A 19,482-nucleotide genomic window follows, 5' to 3' on the forward strand; every position below is an offset into this window, starting at 1 on the left:
TAGGCTTTCAGGTGTGAGCGAAACTACCAAACCGACTGCCTCGTCGGACAAGAGACTGCTGATTATTGACGGACACTCCATGGCCTTCCGCGCGTTCTATGCGCTGCCTGCAGAGAACTTCGCAACAAGCACCGGCCAGCACACCAATGCCGTGCACGGATTCGTATCGATGCTGCTGACGATGATCCGCCAGCAAAAGCCCACCCACGTTGCGGTGGCCTTCGACTTGGACACCCCGACTTTCCGCTCGCTGGAGTACACCGAGTACAAGGGCGGACGCAATAAGACGCCCGAAGAGTTCTACGGGCAGATCGATCTGATCCAGGAAGTCATGAAGGCGATGAACATCCCTTCGATCACCCTGGAGAGCTTCGAGGCCGATGACATCTTGGCCACGCTGGCCACCCAGGGCGAAGAAGCCGGTTTCAACGTGCTGGTGGTGTCCGGCGACCGCGACGCCTTCCAGCTGATCACCGACAAGACCCTGGTGCTGTACCCGAAGAAGGGCATCAGCGATATCCCGCCGATGGATGCCGCAGCGGTGGAAGCCAAGTACTTCGTGCGTCCCGAGCGCTACTCGGATTTGGCGGCTCTGGTCGGCGAAACCGCGGATAACTTGCCCGGTGTGCCAGGCGTGGGGCCGAAGACCGCCGCCAAATGGATCAACCTCTACGGGGACCTGGCTGGCATCCTGGAGAATGTGGAGAACATCAAGGGCAAGGTCGGCGAGTCGCTGCGCGAGCACGTGGACAACGTGACCCGCAACCGCCGGTTGAACCAGCTCAAGCACGACCTGGAACTCCCGGTCACGCTCGATCAGATGGAACTCGAAGCCCCGAACCGCGAAGAGATCGAGAACCTGTTCGACGCGCTGGAATTCAACACCCTGCGCAAGCGCCTGTTCGACCTGTTTGCAGCCCAGGAAGAGGAAGCGGCACCCGAAGTTGCCGAATTCTCCCGGGTGCTCGGCGCCGATGCCGACGCACTGGGCGGATTCATCGGGGCCGGGAAGGGCGCGCCGATCGCAATCCAGCCTGCTGCGGTTGACGGCGAAGCCGTGGGTCTGGCCCTTTTCCGCGGGTCGGAAGCCCTCTGGCTGGAACTGGCCGAACTCGATGAAGCCACCGAAGGCGTGCTTGCGCAGTTCCTGGCCGATGAGAACGCGCCGAAGCTCTTCCACGATGCCAAGGCCGCCATGCACCTGCTCATCGAGCGCGGGCTTCGGATCGCCGGCATCAAGGACGACACCTTGATCAGCGCCTACCTGATCCAGCCCGATCGCCGCAGCCACGACCTGGTGGACGTGGTGCAGTACCACCTGAAGTACGCCGTGCCGGTGCATCAGGCCAAGAGGGGCGAACTGGATCTGGGGCTCACTTCGGATCTTGCCGAGCCAACGTTGGCCCAGGCGCAGGCCATCCACGACCTCTCCGCCTACCTGGCTACCAAGCTGGCCGAGAAGCACGCGGACAAACTGGCTGCCGAGATGGAGCTGCCGCTGATTCCGGTACTCTTCGAGATGGAACGCGCCGGCGTGGCAGTGGACGTGGATCGCCTGAACGAACTGCGTGCCCACTTCACCGAGCAGGTGGACCAGGCCACCAACGACGCGTTCGCCGCGATCGGCCACGAAGTCAACCTCTCCAGCCCGAAGCAGCTGCAGGTGGTGTTGTTCGAAGAGCTGGATCTGCCGCGCACCAAGAAGATCAAGACCGGTTTCACCACCGATGCCGAGTCGCTGCAGGATCTGCTGATCAAGACCGGGCACCCGTTCCTGGTCGCGCTGATGGCCTACCGCGACGCGATCAAGCTGCGCCAGACCGTGGACGGCCTGCTCAAGGCCACCCACGATGATGGCCGGATCCACACCACCTATGCGCAGACCGTGGCCGCGACCGGGCGCCTCTCCAGCCTGAACCCGAACCTGCAGAACATCCCGGTGCGTTCGGAAGAGGGACGTCGCATCCGCGACGTCTTCATGGTCGGGGCCGGCTACCAGAGCCTGCTGACAGTGGACTACTCGCAGATCGAAATGCGCATCATGGCGCACCTGTCCGAAGACGAGGGGCTGATCGAGGCCTACCAGAACGGCGAGGACCTGCACCGCTATGTCGGTTCGCGCGTGTTCAACGTCGAGCCGGACGAGGTCACCTCGGAGATGCGCTCGAAGGTCAAGGCGATGAGCTACGGCCTGGCCTATGGGCTGAGCAGCTTCGGGCTGTCCAAGCAGCTGAAGATCGGCGTGGACGAGGCCCGCAAGCTGATGAAGGACTACTTCGACCGCTTCGGTGCCGTGCGCACCTACCTGCGTTCGGTCGTCGACCAGGCCCGCAAGGATGGCTACACCGAAACCATTTTCGGACGCCGCCGCTACCTGCCGGAGCTGAACAGCTCGGATCGCCGGCTGCGCGACATCGCCGAGCGTGCCGCGTTGAACGCCCCGATCCAGGGTTCGGCCGCCGACCTGGTGAAGGTGGCCATGCTGCGCATCGATGAGGGACTGCGCGCTGGGCAGTACAAGTCCCGGATGCTGCTGCAGGTCCATGACGAACTCATCCTGGAGATCGCCGAGGAGGAGCTGGAAGCAGTGCAGGAGCTGGTGACCCGCGAAATGGGACAGGCCGCAGATCTGCTGGTGCCGCTGGATGTCCAGCCGGGCATCGGCCGGACCTGGCACGACGCCGCGCACTAGGGGCAGCAATCGAAAGGGGCAGGGGCACCGCGGGTGTTCCTGCCCCTTTCGGCAGGATCGAATGGGCTTGGGGAAAGAGACGAACTTGGAGCACTACTCGCGCCGTTGGGCGCTGAAAACCGGAAGCCTGGGGCTGGGGGCGCTGGCCGCCGCGCTGGTCTCCGGTTGCAGTACGGGCGGACCGGCGGAACGAGCCGGGTCCGCGGCGGCCTCGGCAACGGCGAGTCCTTCGCCCACCGCCACTGCTTCGCCCCGGCCTACCGCCAGCCTCCAGACGGTGTATCCGAGCCGGAGCCAGGTCATGGAAAAGTTCAAGAATGTTCCTGCAGGGCAGTTCGGGCTGGAAGTCCCGGGCATCGAGCTGGGCCTGCCCAAGGGCAATGCCGCCGCGGCGTTGACCTTCGATGCCTGCGGGGGACCCCGGGGCTCGGGGGTGGATGGGGCCCTGCTGGACGCCTTGCGTGCCAAGCAGGTGCCCGCGACCCTCTTCGTGAACGAACGCTGGGCACGCGCCAACGCGCCGCTGATGGCCGAGCTGGCCAGCGACGAGCTGTTCGAGATCGCCAACCACGGAACCAGCCACGCCCCGCTGGCCACTTCCGGGCAGGCAGCCTACGGCATCGGGGGCACGGAGTCGATCGGCCAGGCCTACGACGAGGTGATGGGCAACCAGCGGTATCTTGCCGACCAATTCGGCATCACCGCGAAATTCTTCCGCTCCGGCACCGCCCATATGGACGAAGCCGGCGCGGCAATGTGCCGGGACCTGGGCGTGGTGCCGATGAACTTCACCGTCAACCTGGACGCCGGGGCGACCTTTGGCGCGCAAGCCGTGGCCGCCCAGGTCCGCCAGCTGGCCGCCGGGGACGTCGGCATCGGGCACTTCAACCAGCCCGCCTCGGGCACTGCCAAGGGCGTGGCGCTCGGGCTGGGGCAGGTGCTGGATTCCGGCCTGCGGTTCACCACGCTCTCCGCTGCCTGGTGAATGCACCCCTTGCGCCGGCCGGACAGGCGCATAGACTGTGATCAGCCGATTTCCTCGCCAAGGAGCACGATGAGACCAGAGACCCCGCCGCAGCTGGAAACCCGGACCTGCCAGGCTGCGATCCGCAGTCCGGAACTCGACGAATCGATCAAGCTGTTCCATCAGGCCACCGGGATCGGCTTCTACGAGCAGCTGCCCGAAGAGCCCAATTGGACGCACTACCTGGACCTGACTTATGCGCAGAAAATGCGCTTCTCCCTGGTGTTCGATCAGCAGGCCGAACCGCACTCGCGCCATGCAACCTACCCGGTGCACACCTATGGAGCATTCCCCGGGCTGCTCAATGCCGGCGGCGAGGCGCCGGTGGCAACGCACAAGATCTCCGCGGTCACCGTCGCGCCGAGCTATCGGCGCCGCGGCATCCTGTCCAGGCAAATCACCGCCGACCTGGCCTATGCCCAGCAGGCGGGTTTCCCTATTGCGGCTTTGACCGCGTCGGAAGCGACGATCTACGGGCGGTACGGCTTCGAGCCAGCTACCTACCAAAGCCGATTCACGCTCAAGTGCGCCCACGGGGTGAAGTTGCGCGTGCAGGTACCCGGCCGGGTGGTGGACGCCGATCCGCAGCATTTCGGGCCCGGTTATGCCGCGCTGGCCGTGCGCGCGCTCGAGCAGACGTTCGGATCCGTGGACAGCACCGAGTTCGACAATGGCTTTGCCCTGGGCCGCTGGGACACCTGGGAGACCCTGGAGAAGCCGAAGAACCTGCGTTTTGCCGCCTACTACGATGACGCTGGCCAGCTCGGCGGATTCGCCACCTACAAGTTCGGCGGCTGGGACGAGCCCAAGGCGAAGCTGGTGGTGCACAAGTTGGTGGCCACCAGCGACGCCGCGCGCATCAAGCTCTTCGAGTACCTGGGCAACCATGATCTGGTGGAAGAAGTGCATGGCCAAGGCCCGGTGGCCGATCCACTGCGCCAGGTGCTGGAGAACGTGCGGGACTACCACGTGCGTTCCATTGACGATGTGCTGTGGCTGCGCGTGCTCGATGTTGTTGCCGCCTTCCAAGCGCGCGGCTACCAGCGCGATGCCCGGCTGTTATTGAGCGTGAGCGACCGGCTGGAGCTGATCTCCGGAACCTACCTCTTCGAGGTGTCCGATTCCCGCGCCACGGTGAGCCGGATCGAGGACGGGCAGGCCGACTCCGGGCTGCCGCGCGTGGCGCTTTCGGAGCGGGAGCTGGCTGGACTGTACCTGGGCACCGTGCAGCTGGACCAATTGCTGGATTCGGGACGCGCCGAACTGGTCGGCGGGGGAGCTGCGGGGGACTGGGTTCAGTTGTTCAGCGTGGCTCGCGAGGGTTTCACGCCGCACGGTTTCTAGTGGGACGGGTCGCATTATCCGGTTGATATGACGAAGTTCACAAAATGCTGGCGAGGATGTTAGCGGGTTACGCTTTGACCCGCGGTGTGCTAGGCGCGTAGACTTGAACAGCGTGCCATGGCTTCGTCATGTCCGCATTCATGTTCTACCCCCTTCGAAATTCCGGGACTTCCGGGGTTTCGACTGATCAAATCTATCCACATCGGAGTCCCTACTACATGACCATCACCTCGAACGAGAACAACAGCGCACCAGTCGTCGCAATCAACGACATTGGATCTGCTGAGGACTTCTTGGCCGCAGTCGACGCCACCATCAAGTACTTCAACGATGGTGACCTCGTCGAAGGCACCGTCGTCAAGGTTGACCACGACGAAGTTCTGCTCGACATCGGTTACAAGACCGAAGGTGTCATCCCTTCCCGCGAGCTTTCCATCAAGCACGACGTTGACCCAGGTGAAGTTGTCACCGTTGGCGACAGCGTCGAAGCCTTGGTCCTGACCAAGGAAGACAAGGAAGGCCGCCTGATCCTGTCCAAGAAGCGTGCGCAGTACGAGCGCGCTTGGGGCGACATCGAAAAGATCAAGGAAGAGGACGGCGTCGTTACCGGTACCGTCATCGAGGTTGTCAAGGGTGGCCTCATCCTGGACATCGGCCTGCGTGGCTTCCTGCCAGCATCGCTCGTCGAGATGCGCCGTGTGCGCGACCTGGCTCCATACATCGGCCAGGAAATCGAAGCCAAGATCATCGAGCTGGACAAGAACCGCAACAACGTTGTGCTTTCCCGCCGTGCATGGCTCGAGCAGACCCAGTCCGAGGTTCGCTCGACCTTCCTCAACAAGCTGGAAAAGGGCCAGGTTCGTCCGGGCGTTGTTTCCTCCATCGTCAACTTCGGTGCATTCGTGGACCTGGGCGGCGTCGACGGCCTGGTACACGTTTCCGAACTGTCCTGGAAGCACATCGACCACCCATCCGAGGTTGTCGAGGTTGGCCAGGAAGTAACCGTAGAGGTTCTGGAAGTCGATCTGGACCGCGAGCGCGTTTCCCTGTCGCTGAAGGCTACCCAGGAAGATCCTTGGCAGACCTTCGCCCGCACCCACGCACTTGGTCAGGTTGTACCGGGCAAGGTTACCAAGCTGGTTCCATTCGGTGCGTTCGTACGCGTCGAAGACGGCATCGAAGGCCTGGTTCACATCTCCGAGCTTGCAGTTCGCCACGTTGAACTGGCTGAGCAGGTTGTCTCCGTTGGCGACGAACTGTTCGTCAAGGTCATCGACATCGACCTGGAGCGCCGCCGCATCTCGCTGTCGCTCAAGCAGGCTAACGAAGGTGTTGACCCAGAGGGCACCGAGTTCGACCCAGCACTCTACGGCATGGCTGCAGAGTACGACGAGGCCGGCAACTACAAGTACCCAGAGGGCTTCGACCCAGAGTCGAACGAATGGCTCGAGGGCTTCGACACCCAGCGCGCTGCATGGGAAGCACAGTACGCTGCTGCCCAGGAGCGTTGGGAAGCACACAAGAAGCAGGTTGTTGCCGCTATCGCTGCCGACGCAGAAGCAGAGCCTGCTGCTGCCGGTGGTTCCGAGCCAGCTCCAGCTTCGTACTCCTCGGAGGCACCAGCCACCGATGCAGGCACCCTGGCTTCGGACGAAGCGCTGGCTGCACTGCGCGAGAAGCTGACCGGCAACTAATTCCGGCTTCTGCCTCGTGCAGAGATTGTGATTAGCTCTAGCTGATTCACGAAGGTCCAACCCTGCAAGGGTTGGACCTTCGTTGTTTAACTGGTTTTTTGCTTGCCGCATGGCTGGCACGTCATTATTTCTGCTGACATCCGCCGGACAGGAATAGCTCCGAAGGAGCACTGCTCTTAATACTTGCTGAGGTTAGACTAAAAGTGCACCGATCAGGTGGACTCACTAACGGCAGGTAGTAGCACATGGCAACGACAGGAAATTCGCCGGCAGACTATGCGGCAGGCGCAACTGCCGGACAGCAGATCCCGGTGCGCCAGGTCAGCCACGAGGAGTGGGAAACTGTACCGCGCACTATTCCCAATTTCTGGGTTGCCGCAGCGACCTGGCTTCCGCTGGTTGCACTGGTGGTCCTCGTCCGTTCGGATCTTCTGCATTCCCCGTACCTGGACAAGGGCATCATGGACATCCTCTCCTTCTCCATGGTCGCTACCGTCCTGGCCATGATCTTTGGCGGCGGACGGCAATCACCCTGGATGGGCTTGGGCGTAGCCGCCGGAATCTATTTCCTGCTGGCTCCTGCCGGGGACCTGCAAAGGATCCTGATGCTGGCGCTGGGCTATTTCCTGCTGCTCGCACTGTCCGTAGGTCTCATGGACGCACGGTTCCGACGCCTGCTGAGAACCTGGAAGCGTGAAGCCTCAGGAGGCATCGCCTTGGCGCCGGGGCAAGAGAGCGATTTTGGAATCACCAAGCAAATGTCGCCCATGGTATGGAAGCTTGCGGTAGGAGCACTGATCTACCCGCTGCTCCGGCTGGGCTGGGAACTGGTCAGCACGGAAGTTCATTCGCTGCATGACTTGGATGAAGGCTACCGTCTTGACGTGTACGCCGCGGCCGTCCTGCTGGGCATCAGCCTGCTGCTGAGCATGCTGCGCTGGATGCGCTTGAAATCGATGAGACTTTTCGCACTCGAAGTTCCAGCGGACCACCGAATTGGTCCAACGTCATTGCGGGCCTATGGCAACGCGATCCTCATCGAAACGGAAGAAACCGGGGCCTGCCTGTGCCGCAACGACGACAAGAACGGGTCCAAGCAGAAATTTGAGGATCCGCGATTCATTTTCTGCTCAGAGGTGTGCCCGGTGCACGGGGTGCATGCGGTCAACCAGCGCTCTGCCGAAGAGTTCCTGGGCATCGCCTCCCAGCCCTGGGTCTATGGGGAAAACCTGAATGGGAAACTGCTAGAGGCAACCGGCCAGCGCTTGGTCATTGCAGGGCTCAGCGGCTGGGGCTCACGCCCGGTCGCGGTGCGCGCTTCATGGCTCTACGGTGGAGGGAAGCAGGCCAGCGCCTACTACGTCCCGGCATCGGCACGCGAGCCTCTGGCCAGAACCAAGCGCCGCCTGGCGGTTCTGACCCCTGCCGGTGATTCGGTTACGGCTGATACTTTCGAGAATAATGAGCGGGGCGAGATCGACCGGATCGACCTTCGTCCATTGGGAATCAACGCCCAAGCCGTCCGCGTGCACGGTGGACGCCCTTTCTTGATCTAGCCGGATGGCGCCGGCGCATTGCCGCGAACTAGGCGGCCTTGGCCATGTGGTAGCTGTTGCGCACCGGGGTCTGGGTGGGATCGATGAAGCTGGGCAGGATGACCTTGGGTACGCCATCGTCGGCAATGACCTTGATCAACCCGGCATGAACGTCATGATGATGCGTGTCGCAGAGCATCGCGCTCCAGTAGACCGCAGTGACACCGCCCTCGGACCAGAACCAGATGTGGTGGATGTTGCAGCGTTCGGGATCCATGGTGCACCCGGGAACTATGCAGCCGCGATCGCGCACCGCAACACCCAGGCGCATGTAGTTCGGATGCTTGCGCTGGCTGCGCCCGATATCAAGCAGCTCGCCCCTGCCGCCGAGCACCATCGGGATGATGCGTGCCCTGGCCAGGGTCTGGCGCAGGTCAGTTGCATCGAGCTTGAAACCGTGCTGGGTGATGCCATGGGTTCTCGCGCGGCCTTCCAACTCGTCCAAGGTCAGCATGACCACGACCTGCGGGGTGATGGTGGGGACATCCACGGTGCCTGCATCATTCCCATCGGCGCCCTTGGGGGTCCCGCCATTGCGCGCGGCATCCAGCAGCTCCTGGAGCCGCTTCGTGTTGATCTCCAGCAGATTCATCAGGCCGTTGAGGCGGCGTGCCGCGGGAGAAAGCGGTGGGGAAACAGGATCTTCGCTGGCGGCAGCTTCCTCATCGGTCAAGAAATCTGGATGGCCTCCGGCGTCGGCCTGGTAGGAAGTGCCAGGGGCAGCATCCTGCTCTGTACGTTGTCCCGGAGACTGGGCAAAAGCCTCCCGTGCGGCTTGGCCGGAACCGGAGCGGGGATTGTCGCTTTGCGAAATGCCCGATTCGAAGAGTTCTGCGCGCGTAGGGCGCAGGGCGAGGTCGTAGTGGACCAGGCCGCCGCGTTCGCCCCGCCGGTACAGGCCTTCCTGGGCTTCGGGCCGCTTCTTGCCCAAGCGTTCCTTCTGGGATTTCAGGAAGCTGTTGACCAATTGCCTGCGGGTGCCGGGGTCGGGCTCGTCCAATTGCTGGTTGACGATGGATTCAAGCAGCTCGCCATCTTCGGTGAGCGCCGAGGCGGTGGCCGGTGCGGCGTATTCGTCGCGTTGGGGTTCCAGAGCGCCCAGGCGCCGGGCCGCGCTGAGCACTTCGGCTGGCGGCTGGCGCAGATCGGCGAAGCGCCGCGCCAGCAGCGGGAACTGTGCCTGGTGCCGCTGATGCTGGTAGTCGTATTGCGCAAAGACGTGGCTGGCGGACTGGATGCGGCGCGTGGCCTCGAAATGGTCGGTGCGCAGCCAGGATGCCAGCAGTGCCGCAGGGCCGGTGAAGCTGGGCCGCTTTCCGGTGCGCTGGGCAGGGACGAAGAAATCGGTGGTGCCCTGGCGGGCCGCGGCGAGTTCAACCTGGGCCAGGGTGTGCGCCGCGGTGTCATCGACCAGGTGGGCTGCGTAGATCTGGGTGCGAAGGGCCTGGTGGGCCGAAGCTTCAGCCGCGGTGGCCAGGGCCAAGGCGTAGCGCGGATCGTGCAGGTAGTGGGACTCGGGGCCGGTGGCTGGATCGGCGCAGAGCAGGGTCTGGTGCAGGACGGGGATGAACGCGGCGACGGCCAGGGCGTCGTCCACCGCGAGGGCCGGCGCATCCTTGATCGCTTGGGCAAGCCCGGCTAGCGCCTGGCTGACAGTTCTGTTCATGGCCCCAGCATGCGCCAGGCGGTGCGTGGCGTGCCGGCCGGCAATTCGGCCTGTGGAAAAGCCTAGTGCGCGCGGGTGGATGCGGTCACGGTGAAGGTCCTGTCGCGGGCCAGCTGTTCGGTGGGGCCAACGCGGCGGGCCAATTCGCCGCGGTAGCGCAGGTGCGAATTGAACACGCACAGCAAGGTGCCTCCGGGAGCGAGCACGCGGGCGGCGTCGTCGATCAGCTTGAACGCGATGTCGGCGGTGACGGTGTTGCCGATGTGGAAGGGCGGGTTCAGCGTGACCAGGGTGGCGCTGGCGTCGGGCAGGCGGCCCAGGGCGTCATCCTGCACGGCGGTGATGCGTCCGGCCAGGTTGTTGCGTTGAGCGGCGGCCAGGGTGGAGGCGACCGCGGAGGCCGAATGGTCCGAGGCGTCCACGCGCAGCTGCGGGTTTTCCAGTGCTGCGCAGATGCCGATCGCGCCGTTGCCGCAGGCCAGATCGACCAGCGTGGCGTGCCCGGAGAGGTCCGGAAGGTTTTCCAGCAGCAGCCGGGTGCCCGGATCCAGCCGGGCGGCACCGAAGGTCCCGGCACCGGCATGCAGCGTGAAGCTGGTGCCGCGCACCTGGTGGGTGGCAGTGGCCGGGAAGCTGCTGGCGGGCTGTTCGGCGCGCGGGGTGCTGGCGGTGAGCACCCGGGATTTCTGCCGGGCCAGCGAGACGTCGACGCGGGTGAAATGCGCCGCGAGCACCTCGTTCATGGAACGGCTCATGTGCTTGATGCGGCCCCCGGCGAAAAGCTTCGCGCCGGGATCGGCGACGGCTGCTGCCGCGGCGGCCTGTTCTCCCAGCACGTCCAGTCCGCGAGGCAGGGCCAGCAGGATCGAACTGGCGCGCTGGGCGACCTGTTCCAGGGTGCAGAATTCGAGGTGTCCGGCCCGCTCGGGCATGAGCCGGGCGAGGTTGGCCTCGATGGCCCGGCGGGCGGTGAGCGAATCGGTGTGCACGCGCACGCTCGTGCTGCCTAGTGCCAGTGCGCCCAGGGCCAGTGCGCCGTAGTGGTCGCCGATGACCGCGATGGCATCCGGCCAGCGGTCCGAGGGTCCGGCCGCGGCGGCGCAGGTGTCCAGGATGAGCCGGTCGCAGGCGTCGGCGGCGTAGAGGTTGGCGGCTTCGACATCGGGCCAGCGGCGCAGGGCGGGCAGCAGGGCCTGGAGGCCGCTCGCGGCAGCGGGCGTGCCTTCGGGATTGGCGGCGGAGTTCAAATCAGATCAACCCATTGCGTGTTGGCGGCGGCCAGTTCCCCGGCGCCGGAGGTGAGTGCGGCGATGCCGGTGCGCAGCTGCGCGGCGGCTTCGGGCGTGTCCGGGATGCCGATCTGCACGATTGCGGCATCGGCCTGCCAGAGGGTCGGTTCGACCTGGTAGCCGGCGGCGCGCAGCTCGTTCTCGTAGCGGGCCGCGTCGGCGTGGGCGGCGGGGAAGGTGAAGATCCGCATGCGCTGGCGCAGGTGCAGCTGCGCATTGTCCAGCCCGGAAGATACCGCCTCGGAATATGCGCGGACCAGTCCGCCGGCGCCAAGCTTGATCCCGCCGAAGTAGCGGACCACCACGGCCAGCACATCCGAGAGCACGCTGCCGTCGGCGATTTCGCGCTTGGCCAGGGCATCGAGCATCGGGATGCCGGCGGTGCCCGAGGGCTCGCCGTCGTCGTTGGAGCGCTGGGCCATGCGATCGGGGCCCAGGATGAACGCGCTGCAGTGGTGGCGGGCATCGAAGTGGGTCTTGCGCAGGGCCGCGATCTGCGCGCGGGCGGCGGCCTCGGTTTCGACCCGGTAGAGGTAGGTGATGAATCGCGAACGCTTGATTTCCAGCTCGTGCACGCAATCGCTGGTCAAGGTCGTGTACCGTGTCGCGGCCGAGTCGTTGGTGTTCATCCCTCTTAGTTTATAGGGTGGGAACATGATGCATGTGGGACTGACCGGGGGAGTGGCCTCCGGAAAATCTGCGGTCGCGGCCAAATTGGCCGCCCTGGGAGCCGTAGTCATCGATGCCGACGCGTTGGCGCGCCAGGTGGTCGAACCCGGCACGCCCGGGCTGGCTGCGATCAAGGACACGTTTGGCGAAGCCGTTTTGCTGGCCGACGGGTCGCTGAACCGTCCCGCATTGGGCGCGATAGTCTTCGCCGACGAGGCGGCGCGGGCCAAGCTCAACGCGATCGTGCACCCGCTGGTGCGGGAGCAAGCGGCGAAGTTGCGCCAAGGAGCGCCAGCCGGCTCGCTGGTGGTCGAGGACATCCCGCTGCTGGTCGAGACCGGCCAGCTGGACAGCTTCGACGCGGTGGTCGTCGTGGCCGCCCCGCACGCCGAACGCATTCGCCGCATGGTCCAGGACCGCGGCTGGACCCGGGAAGACGCCGAGGCCCGGATGGCCGCGCAGGCCACGGATGACCAGCGGGCGGCCGTAGCCGACTACCTGCTGGATAATTCCGGTACCTTGGAAGAACTGGAGGTGCAGGTTTCTGCCCTCTACCGCCAATTGGCGCCAGCACAGGAGTAGGAATGTACAAGATCTGCAAGTGGATCACCCTGATCGCTTTCGCCGTCGCCTTGGTGCTGTGGCTCGGTTTTGGCGGCCGCGCCGAATTCGTTGCCAGCGAATCCGGGCCGTATTCGCCGGTGGTCTACATTTCCGGCTCCCTGGCCTTGCTGGGGCTGATTGCCGCCACCATCATGACCGTGGGATTCTTCGGCAGCAGCATCCAGCGCACCGTCAAGCGCAATGCGATCCGCTACGGGATGCGCAAGTAGCACCCCGGATTTAAGCTGAAAGCTGGCTAGGGCGCAGCCCCAACGGTCGGGGCAAGTGGATATGCTGGAAGCATGAGTCTTGCACAGCCGATCAAGCGCGTGGTCGCCCCCTTCGAAGTCATCAGCGAGTACCAGCCTGCCGGCGACCAGCCGCAGGCCATCAAGCAGCTGACTGAGCGGATCAACGCCGGCGAGAAGGACATCGTGCTGCTCGGTGCCACCGGTACCGGCAAGTCCGCGACCACCGCCTGGCTGGTGGAGCAGGTGCAGCGCCCCACCCTGGTGCTGGTGCAGAACAAGACCCTGGCCGCCCAGCTGGCCAACGAGTTCCGCGAGCTGATGCCCAATAACGCGGTGGAGTACTTTGTCTCCTACTACGACTACTACCAGCCCGAGGCCTACGTCCCGCAGACCGATACCTTCATCGAGAAGGACTCCTCGATCAACGAGGAAGTCGAGCGCCTGCGCCACTCGGCCACCAACTCCCTGCTCACCCGCCGCGACACCATTGTGGTCGCCACCGTCTCGTGCATCTACGGCCTGGGCACTCCCGAGGAATACGTGGCCGGGATGGTCACCGTGCGCACCGGCGAGGAACTGAACCGCGACGCGATGCTGCGCCAGTTCGTGGCCATGCAGTACACCCGCAACGACATGGACTTCCACCGCGGCACCTTCCGCGTGCGCGGGGACACGGTGGAGATCATCCCGATGTACGAAGAGCAGGCCGTGCGCATCGAGTTCTTCGGCGACGAGGTGGAAGCGATCCACACCCTGCACCCGGTCACCGGCGAGGTGATCCGCGAGGAGACCGAGATGTACATCTTCCCGGCCAGCCACTATGTGGCCGGTGCCGAGCGGATGCACAAGGCGATCAAGCGGATCGAGGACGAGCTGGCGGTGCGCCTGAAGGAGCTGGAATCGCAGAACAAGCTCGTCGAGGCCCAGCGGCTGCGCATGCGCACCACCTACGACCTGGAAATGATGGAGCAGATGGGTTTCTGCAACGGCATCGAGAACTACTCGCGCCATATCGACGGCCGCGATGCCGGCAGCGCCCCGCACTGCCTGATCGACTATTTCCCCGATGACTTCCTGCTGGTGATCGACGAGTCGCATGTCACCGTGCCGCAGATCGGCGCCATGTACGAGGGCGACATGTCCCGCAAGCGCACGCTGGTGGAACACGGCTTCCGCCTGCCAAGTGCCATGGACAACCGCCCGCTGAAATGGGATGAGTTCCTTGAGCGCATCGGGCAGACCGTGTACCTTTCGGCCACTCCGGGCAAGTACGAGCTGGGCAAGTCCGACGGGTTCGTGGAGCAGATCATCCGCCCCACCGGGCTGATCGACCCCGAGATCATCGTCAAGCCCACCAAGGGCCAGATCGATGACCTGCTCGATGAGATCCGTACCCGTGTGGATCGCGATGAGCGCGTGCTGGTCACCACGCTGACCAAGCGCATGGCCGAGGACCTGACAGACTACCTCACCGAGCACCAGGTGCGGGTGCAGTACCTGCACTCCGATGTGGACACGATCCGCCGCGTGGAGCTGCTGCGCGAGCTGCGCATGGGTTCCTTCGACGTGCTGGTGGGCATTAACCTGCTGCGCGAGGGCCTGGATTTGCCCGAGGTTTCGCTGGTCGCGATCCTGGATGCCGACAAGCAGGGCTTCCTGCGTTCGGCCACCAGCCTGATCCAGACCATCGGCCGTGCCGCGCGTAACGTCTCGGGCCAGGTGATCATGTATGCCGACAAGATCACCGATGCGATGGACCAGGCGATCGAGGAGACCAACCGCCGACGGGCAATCCAGGAAGCGCACAACAAGGAGCACGGGATCGACCCCACGCCGCTGCGCAAGAAGATCGCTGACATCACCGACCAGCTGGCCCGTGAGGATGCCGACACCCAGGAACTGCTGAACAACAACCGGTTGGCGAAGAATGCCAAGCGCACCAAGGCCTCGTCCGCGGTGCGCAAGGATGGGCTGGCCGCCGCCCCGGCCGAGGACCTGCTGGCCCAGATCGGGGAAATGACCGAGCAGATGCACGCCGCGGCCGCTGAGTTGCAGTTCGAATTGGCCGCCCGGATCCGCGATGAAGTGTCCGAGTTGAAGAAGGAATTGCGCCAGATGAAGGCTGCCGGGCACGCGTAGCCCTGCTGCTGTCCAGCGCAGTATTGGGACATGCGCCAAGCCTGTGCAGTTCCTGTGCGCTACACTTGATCACTGGACGTAGGGGAGTATCCCAATGCTGTGGACGTCAACACGCGAACCAATGATGTTTCGCCGGGCACAGCAGCCGATCACTGAGCCAGCTATCGAAGTGTTTCGATTTCTGGTGTGGCGGCGGAGAGACTTGCGGCGATTTTCCATACCCTCCAACGAAAGGTCGCTCGTCCGTGGGCACTAATGGGTTAACTATTCAATTCGAGATCATCGCGCTGATTGTTCTGTGCGCGGTGCTCATCGCAGACCTGCTGTACGTCACCAAGCGTCCGCACATTCCTTCCATGAAGGAAGCAGGCATTTTTGTCGGCATCTACATCTCCTTGGCATTGATCTTCGGTGCCGTGATCTGGACGCAGGCTGGACCGCAGCTTGGCCAGGAATTCTACGCCGGCTGGGTCACCGAATACGCGTTGTCGGTGGACAACCTGTTCGTCTTCATCATCATCATGGCGCGCTTCTCGGTACCGCGTAAGTACCAGCAGGAAGTGCTGATGTTCGGCATCATCATCGCGTTGGTCCTGCGCGCAATCTTCATTGTGCTCGGCGCCGCGATCATCGAGCAGTGGTCGTGGGTCTTCTACATCTTCGGCGCTTTCTTGCTGTGGACCGCATGGAACCAGCTCAAGGACGAGGATGAGGACGAGGAAAGCGGCCTGGTCAAGAAGCTGACCTCCAAGCTGCCGATTTCCAAGGACTTCGATGGCGCCAAGCTGCGCACCGTGGTCGACGGCAAGAAGCTGTTCACCCCGATGGTGCTGGTCTTCGTGACCATCGGCATGACCGACCTGCTGTTCGCCTTCGACTCGATCCCGGCGATCTTCGGCCTGACCAAGTCCGCGTTCATTGTGTTCACCGCGAACATCTTCGCGCTGATGGGCTTGCGCCAGCTGTACTTCCTGCTCGGTGGCCTGATGAACCGCCTGGTCTTCCTGAAGCACGCACTGAGCTTCATCCTCGCTTTCATCGGCGTGAAGCTGGTCTTCCACGCCCTGCACGAGAACAGCCTGCCGTTCATCAACGGCGGCGAGCCGCTGCATTACGCGTGGCTGGATATTTCCGTGGGTGTTTCGCTGCTGGTCATCCTGGGCGCGATCGTTATCGCAACCGTGCTGTCGCTGTGGAGCCCATGGGGCAAGCGCGCCGCTGCTTCGGCTGAAGCCGCGGAGCTCGCCGGCGCAGCGGAAGCTGCAGAGCAGGACGCCGCCAAGTAATCCGCACAATTACCCGCCGGGACCAGTTGCTTCCAACTGGCCCCGGCGGGTTTTCCGCACCCGCATAGTGTGCCTATGCTGTTCTGCTAAGGTATTTTCCATGAGCGACCTATCGACAGAAGCCAGTGGCATTGCCACCGGCGTAGCACTAGCGTCGGGCACCATGTCCCGGCTGCTTGGACGCGCGGCCGGGCAAGGCCGATCGGTGACCGCTTGGCGGGTGCTTTCCACCCTGGACCGGTTGGGCCCCCAGCGCGTGGGCGACTTGGCGATCGAGCAGCGCGTGGCCCAGCCGACCATGACCGGTCTGGTCATCCGCATGGAAAACGACCAGTTGGTCCAGCGACAACCGGACCCTGGGGACGGCCGCGCCAGCTTGGTGAGCCTGACCGGCGACGGCAAGGAGGCCATTGAAGCCTACCGGCAGCGCGCGATTTCCTCGCTGGCCGGCGGCATCGATTCTTTCAGCGCCGAGGAACGGCGGATTCTGGCGCAGGCTGTGCCGCTGCTGCAGCGGTTGAATGACCAGGTTGCCGCGAAGCTGGACCATTAGCAGCAGAAGGCTTAACGCGCAGGGCGCTTGAATCCCCGGGGGATTCAAGCGCCCTGCGCGTTAACCTAGCCGGTGCGCGGGCTAGCTGTCCTGGGCCGCGGCGTCCGGGTCTTCGCCGTTGGCCATGGCCAGCAGCCGGCGGAAGATCGCCGGGCCATCGTCGCCGATGCCGTCATGGTGGAATTGATCGGTCACCCAGGTCTGCAACCCGGCCACCTGCGAGGCGGTGCGCAGCGAGAGCTCGCGGTCCACATAGACGTCGTCATGGTAGACCGCGGCGGCCACCGGCACGGTGTTCTTGGCCAGGACGTCCAGATCGTAGAGCGGGCCGAAGCCTTCGTGCTCGGCCAGGATGCGGGCCACGTCCTCCAGGGGGCGCAGGGCAGGATCTTCGGCGAAGTGCCAGCTGTAGATCATCTCGCCGGTCAGCAGCGGGGTCGCCGCGTGGCGGGTGAAGTCGGCGAATTCCGGCAGGACTTGTTCGGCCGCGAAATTGGTCGGCTCGCCTTGGGCGTAGATGGTTTCATGCATCAGCGCATAGAGCGGGTTCGAGGCGAAAGAGCTCTGGGCCAGGAGCGCTTCGAGGAAGTGATCCGAGAGGCGGTCGCCGCCCGGGGTGTGGCTGAAGGCCTCCTCGAAGATGTGATGCAGCAGGTGCACCCGGGTGTTTCCGCCCAGGTACATGCCCAGCATCTGCACCAGCGGCACGGTGACGCGCTGGCCGTTGGGCAGCAGCTCATCGTCATTGGTGCGCACATGCTCGTAGATCCTGTGCAGGGTCTGGAAGTCCTCGGGGTACCAGGAGAAGTACTCGCTGTTGCGTCCTGCCATCCGCTGGTAGGTGGCGCGATAGACGGTCTTCGCATCGGCATCCAGCGAGGCCAGCCCGCCGGTGACCAGGCAGCGGGTGAGCGACTGCGGGAAGAGCGAGAGATAGGTCAGGGTGCAGAACCCGCCGTAGCTCTGCCCCAGGGTGCTCCACTGCTCGATGCCCAGGTGCTCGCGCAGGGCTTCGGCGTCGCGCACAATCGAGTCGGCGCGGAAATGCGAGAGGTAGCGGGCCTGGGCGGCCGAGTCCCCGCGCAGCGGCAGGGACTTGCGGTTAGCCGGGGTGGACAGTCCGGTGCCGCGCTGGTCCAGCAGCAGCACGCGGAAGTGCTTGGTGGCTTCGGCCAACCACCCCGACAAGGAACCGGGGCGCGGGGATTTGCCCCCTGGACCGCCCTGCAGGAACAGCAGCCAGGGCTTGGCCGTGCCGGTGCTGATCTCGCGGGCGAAGACCGAGATCTTTTCGCCCTGCGGATCGGCGTGATCCAGTGGAACCTCGATGCGATGGTCGGTGACATCCATACCGCGGTAGTGGCGCATTAGCTCGCTCCTTGCATGCCAAGTTGTTGCAGTGCTTCGCCGTCCAGGCGCCGGGTGCTCCAGCCGTCCATGGAGCTGGAACCGATGGCGTCGTAGAACCTGATGGCCGGCTCGTTCCAATCCAGCACTGACCATTCCAGGCGCTTGTAGCCGCGTTCGACGCAGATCTGCGCCAGCGTGCGCAGCAACGCGGTGCCGGTGCCTGAACCGCGCTGGGATTCGCGCACATACAGATCCTCCAGATGGATGCCGTGCCGGCCTTCCCAAGTGGAGTAGGTCAGATACCACAGGGCCATGCCCCTGAGCGTCCCGGTTTCATCCTCGGCAACATGGGCGAAGACCTGGGGATTGGGGCCGAACAGATGGGATTGGAGGTCTGCTGCGGTGTTGAGCACCGCATCAGGTTCCCTTTCATAGTCGGCCAATTCCTGGATCATCGCCAAGATCTGCGGGCAGTCGCCCGGAACAGCTTCACGCACAATACTCATGTGTTCCAGCTTACCTCCGTCGCACCGCTAAAACGTCGGTGACCAGACCTAAGGTTGAATGCATGATGGGTGGACACCACGCGGTGAGCGGCGCAGCCGCATGGTTGGCAATTACAACTGACGTCACCGTGGGTTCGGTGAACCTGGGGCTGGGAACTTTCCAGATGGACCGCTGGGAAACCCTGGCCGGCGCGATCGTCTGCGCTGGCGCGGCCCTGCTGCCCGACGCGGATCACCACGGGGCCACGATCGCCCGCTCGCTGCCCCCGTTCTCCAGCATTTTCACGCGGATTGTCGGTTCGGTTTCGGGTGGGCACCGCAATGGCACCCATTCGCTGATCGGCATCGCCTTCTTCATCTTCCTGGCCTGGCTGGCCAACGGCTGGGATGTGCAGACCGCGGCGTTGGGCACGGTCTACCCGGCCGCGGCGCTGTTCGCGATCCTGCTGATTTCCTTCGCGGTGAAGACCATGAAATTCATGCCGCCGCTGCTGTGCTGGATTATCGCCTTGGCCGCCGGGACTTTCGTCGGGATGAATGCGCCGGAGCAGAACCTCTGGTTCCTGATGGCAGTCTCCCTGGGCGCGATCGTGCACGTGCTGGGCGACATGCTGACCATCGGCGGCTGCAATCTGCTGTGGCCGATCAAGATCGGCTCGCCGCGCTGGTTCCGCCGGCTGCCGCTGATTGGCGGCTGCTGGAAGTCCAATGGGCGGGTGGCATTGCCGATTCTGGCCGAGACGGGTTCCACCGCAGAATGGCTGCTCGCGACGCTGCTCACTACCTATGTGGGCATCGCGCTGATCGTCGCCTGAGGGCCC

16 protein-coding genes are annotated in these 19,482 nt (G+C 64.2%); 11 read left to right on the forward strand and 5 right to left on the reverse strand.

The features are described 5' to 3' along the window. The first annotated feature begins 79 nt into the window (after positions 1 to 79). The 5 genes from polA (at position 80) to ACIOTL_RS07485 (ending at position 8,310) form a co-directional block, all read left to right on the forward strand. A complete protein-coding gene (gene polA / locus ACIOTL_RS07465; RefSeq protein ID WP_400342267.1) occupies positions 80 to 2,692 on the forward strand; it encodes a DNA polymerase I in 2,613 nt (870 codons plus the stop codon). A 67-nt stretch (positions 2,693 to 2,759) separates the two neighbouring features. Then, positions 2,760 to 3,677, forward strand: a complete 918-nt coding sequence (locus tag ACIOTL_RS07470) for a polysaccharide deacetylase family protein (RefSeq protein ID WP_332502769.1) — start codon at positions 2,760 to 2,762, stop codon at positions 3,675 to 3,677. Between the two features lie 69 nt (positions 3,678 to 3,746). Continuing rightward, positions 3,747 to 5,060, forward strand: a complete 1,314-nt coding sequence (locus ACIOTL_RS07475) for a GNAT family N-acetyltransferase (RefSeq protein ID WP_400342244.1) — start codon at positions 3,747 to 3,749, stop codon at positions 5,058 to 5,060. Positions 5,061 to 5,278: 218 nt separating this feature from the next. Beyond that, positions 5,279 to 6,754 (forward strand): 30S ribosomal protein S1, encoded by a 1,476-nt coding sequence (gene rpsA, locus ACIOTL_RS07480; protein WP_013349277.1) that lies wholly within the window; start codon positions 5,279 to 5,281, stop codon positions 6,752 to 6,754. A gap of 245 nt (positions 6,755 to 6,999) precedes the next feature. Then, positions 7,000 to 8,310, forward strand: coding sequence for a hypothetical protein (locus ACIOTL_RS07485; RefSeq protein WP_400342245.1), 1,311 nt, complete (start codon positions 7,000 to 7,002; stop codon positions 8,308 to 8,310). A 28-nt stretch (positions 8,311 to 8,338) separates the two neighbouring features. Here the strand turns inward: ACIOTL_RS07485 and ACIOTL_RS07490 are convergent, their stop codons facing one another. The 3 genes from ACIOTL_RS07490 to ACIOTL_RS07500 all read right to left on the reverse strand — a co-directional run bounded on the left by ACIOTL_RS07490 (position 8,339) and on the right by ACIOTL_RS07500 (position 11,933). Continuing rightward, positions 8,339 to 10,015, reverse strand: a complete 1,677-nt coding sequence (locus ACIOTL_RS07490; RefSeq protein WP_400342246.1) for an HNH endonuclease signature motif containing protein — start codon at positions 10,013 to 10,015, stop codon at positions 8,339 to 8,341. Positions 10,016 to 10,077: 62 nt separating this feature from the next. Continuing rightward, entirely contained in the window at positions 10,078 to 11,262 is a 1,185-nt protein-coding gene (locus tag ACIOTL_RS07495) for a class I SAM-dependent methyltransferase (RefSeq protein WP_400342247.1), read from the reverse strand. Further along, positions 11,259 to 11,933, reverse strand: a complete 675-nt coding sequence (locus tag ACIOTL_RS07500; protein ID WP_400342248.1) for an IMPACT family protein — start codon at positions 11,931 to 11,933, stop codon at positions 11,259 to 11,261. Before ACIOTL_RS07500 ends, ACIOTL_RS07495 begins: the two co-directional genes overlap by 4 nt. A 25-nt stretch (positions 11,934 to 11,958) precedes the next feature. Here ACIOTL_RS07500 and coaE point away from each other — a divergent pair, with 25 nt between their 5' ends. From coaE to ACIOTL_RS07525, 5 genes are all read left to right on the forward strand, one after another. Continuing rightward, positions 11,959 to 12,555, forward strand: a complete 597-nt coding sequence (gene coaE, locus ACIOTL_RS07505) for a dephospho-CoA kinase (protein ID WP_332502773.1) — start codon at positions 11,959 to 11,961, stop codon at positions 12,553 to 12,555. Positions 12,556 to 12,557: 2 nt separating this feature from the next. Then, positions 12,558 to 12,806, forward strand: a complete 249-nt coding sequence (locus ACIOTL_RS07510) for a hypothetical protein (RefSeq protein WP_400342249.1) — start codon at positions 12,558 to 12,560, stop codon at positions 12,804 to 12,806. Positions 12,807 to 12,878: 72 nt separating this feature from the next. Next, on the forward strand, positions 12,879 to 14,966 hold the full coding sequence (gene uvrB, locus ACIOTL_RS07515) for an excinuclease ABC subunit UvrB (RefSeq protein WP_105656690.1): 2,088 nt from the start codon (positions 12,879 to 12,881) through the stop codon (positions 14,964 to 14,966). 245 nt (positions 14,967 to 15,211) lie between these two features. Beyond that, a complete protein-coding gene (locus ACIOTL_RS07520) occupies positions 15,212 to 16,252 on the forward strand; it encodes a TerC family protein (RefSeq protein WP_105656689.1) in 1,041 nt (346 codons plus the stop codon). 100 nt (positions 16,253 to 16,352) lie between these two features. Beyond that, positions 16,353 to 16,805, forward strand: coding sequence for a MarR family winged helix-turn-helix transcriptional regulator (locus ACIOTL_RS07525; RefSeq protein ID WP_105656688.1), 453 nt, complete (start codon positions 16,353 to 16,355; stop codon positions 16,803 to 16,805). A gap of 81 nt (positions 16,806 to 16,886) precedes the next feature. On the opposite strand, the gene ACIOTL_RS07530 is transcribed toward ACIOTL_RS07525, so the two are convergent. Both ACIOTL_RS07530 and ACIOTL_RS07535 read right to left on the reverse strand, forming a co-directional pair. Beyond that, entirely contained in the window at positions 16,887 to 18,173 is a 1,287-nt protein-coding gene (locus ACIOTL_RS07530; RefSeq protein ID WP_400342250.1) for an alpha/beta fold hydrolase, read from the reverse strand. Then, on the reverse strand, positions 18,173 to 18,661 hold the full coding sequence (locus ACIOTL_RS07535) for a GNAT family N-acetyltransferase (protein ID WP_133834222.1): 489 nt from the start codon (positions 18,659 to 18,661) through the stop codon (positions 18,173 to 18,175). The genes ACIOTL_RS07530 and ACIOTL_RS07535 overlap by 1 nt, the downstream gene beginning before the upstream one ends. 62 nt (positions 18,662 to 18,723) lie before the next feature. Between ACIOTL_RS07535 and ACIOTL_RS07540 the strand changes: the two genes are divergently transcribed. Continuing rightward, on the forward strand, positions 18,724 to 19,476 hold the full coding sequence (locus ACIOTL_RS07540; protein WP_105656685.1) for a metal-dependent hydrolase: 753 nt from the start codon (positions 18,724 to 18,726) through the stop codon (positions 19,474 to 19,476). Positions 19,477 to 19,482: the final 6 nt, after the last annotated feature.

Source organism: Glutamicibacter sp. NPDC087673, assembly GCF_044743255.1.
Lineage (GTDB): Bacteria > Actinomycetota > Actinomycetes > Actinomycetales > Micrococcaceae > Glutamicibacter.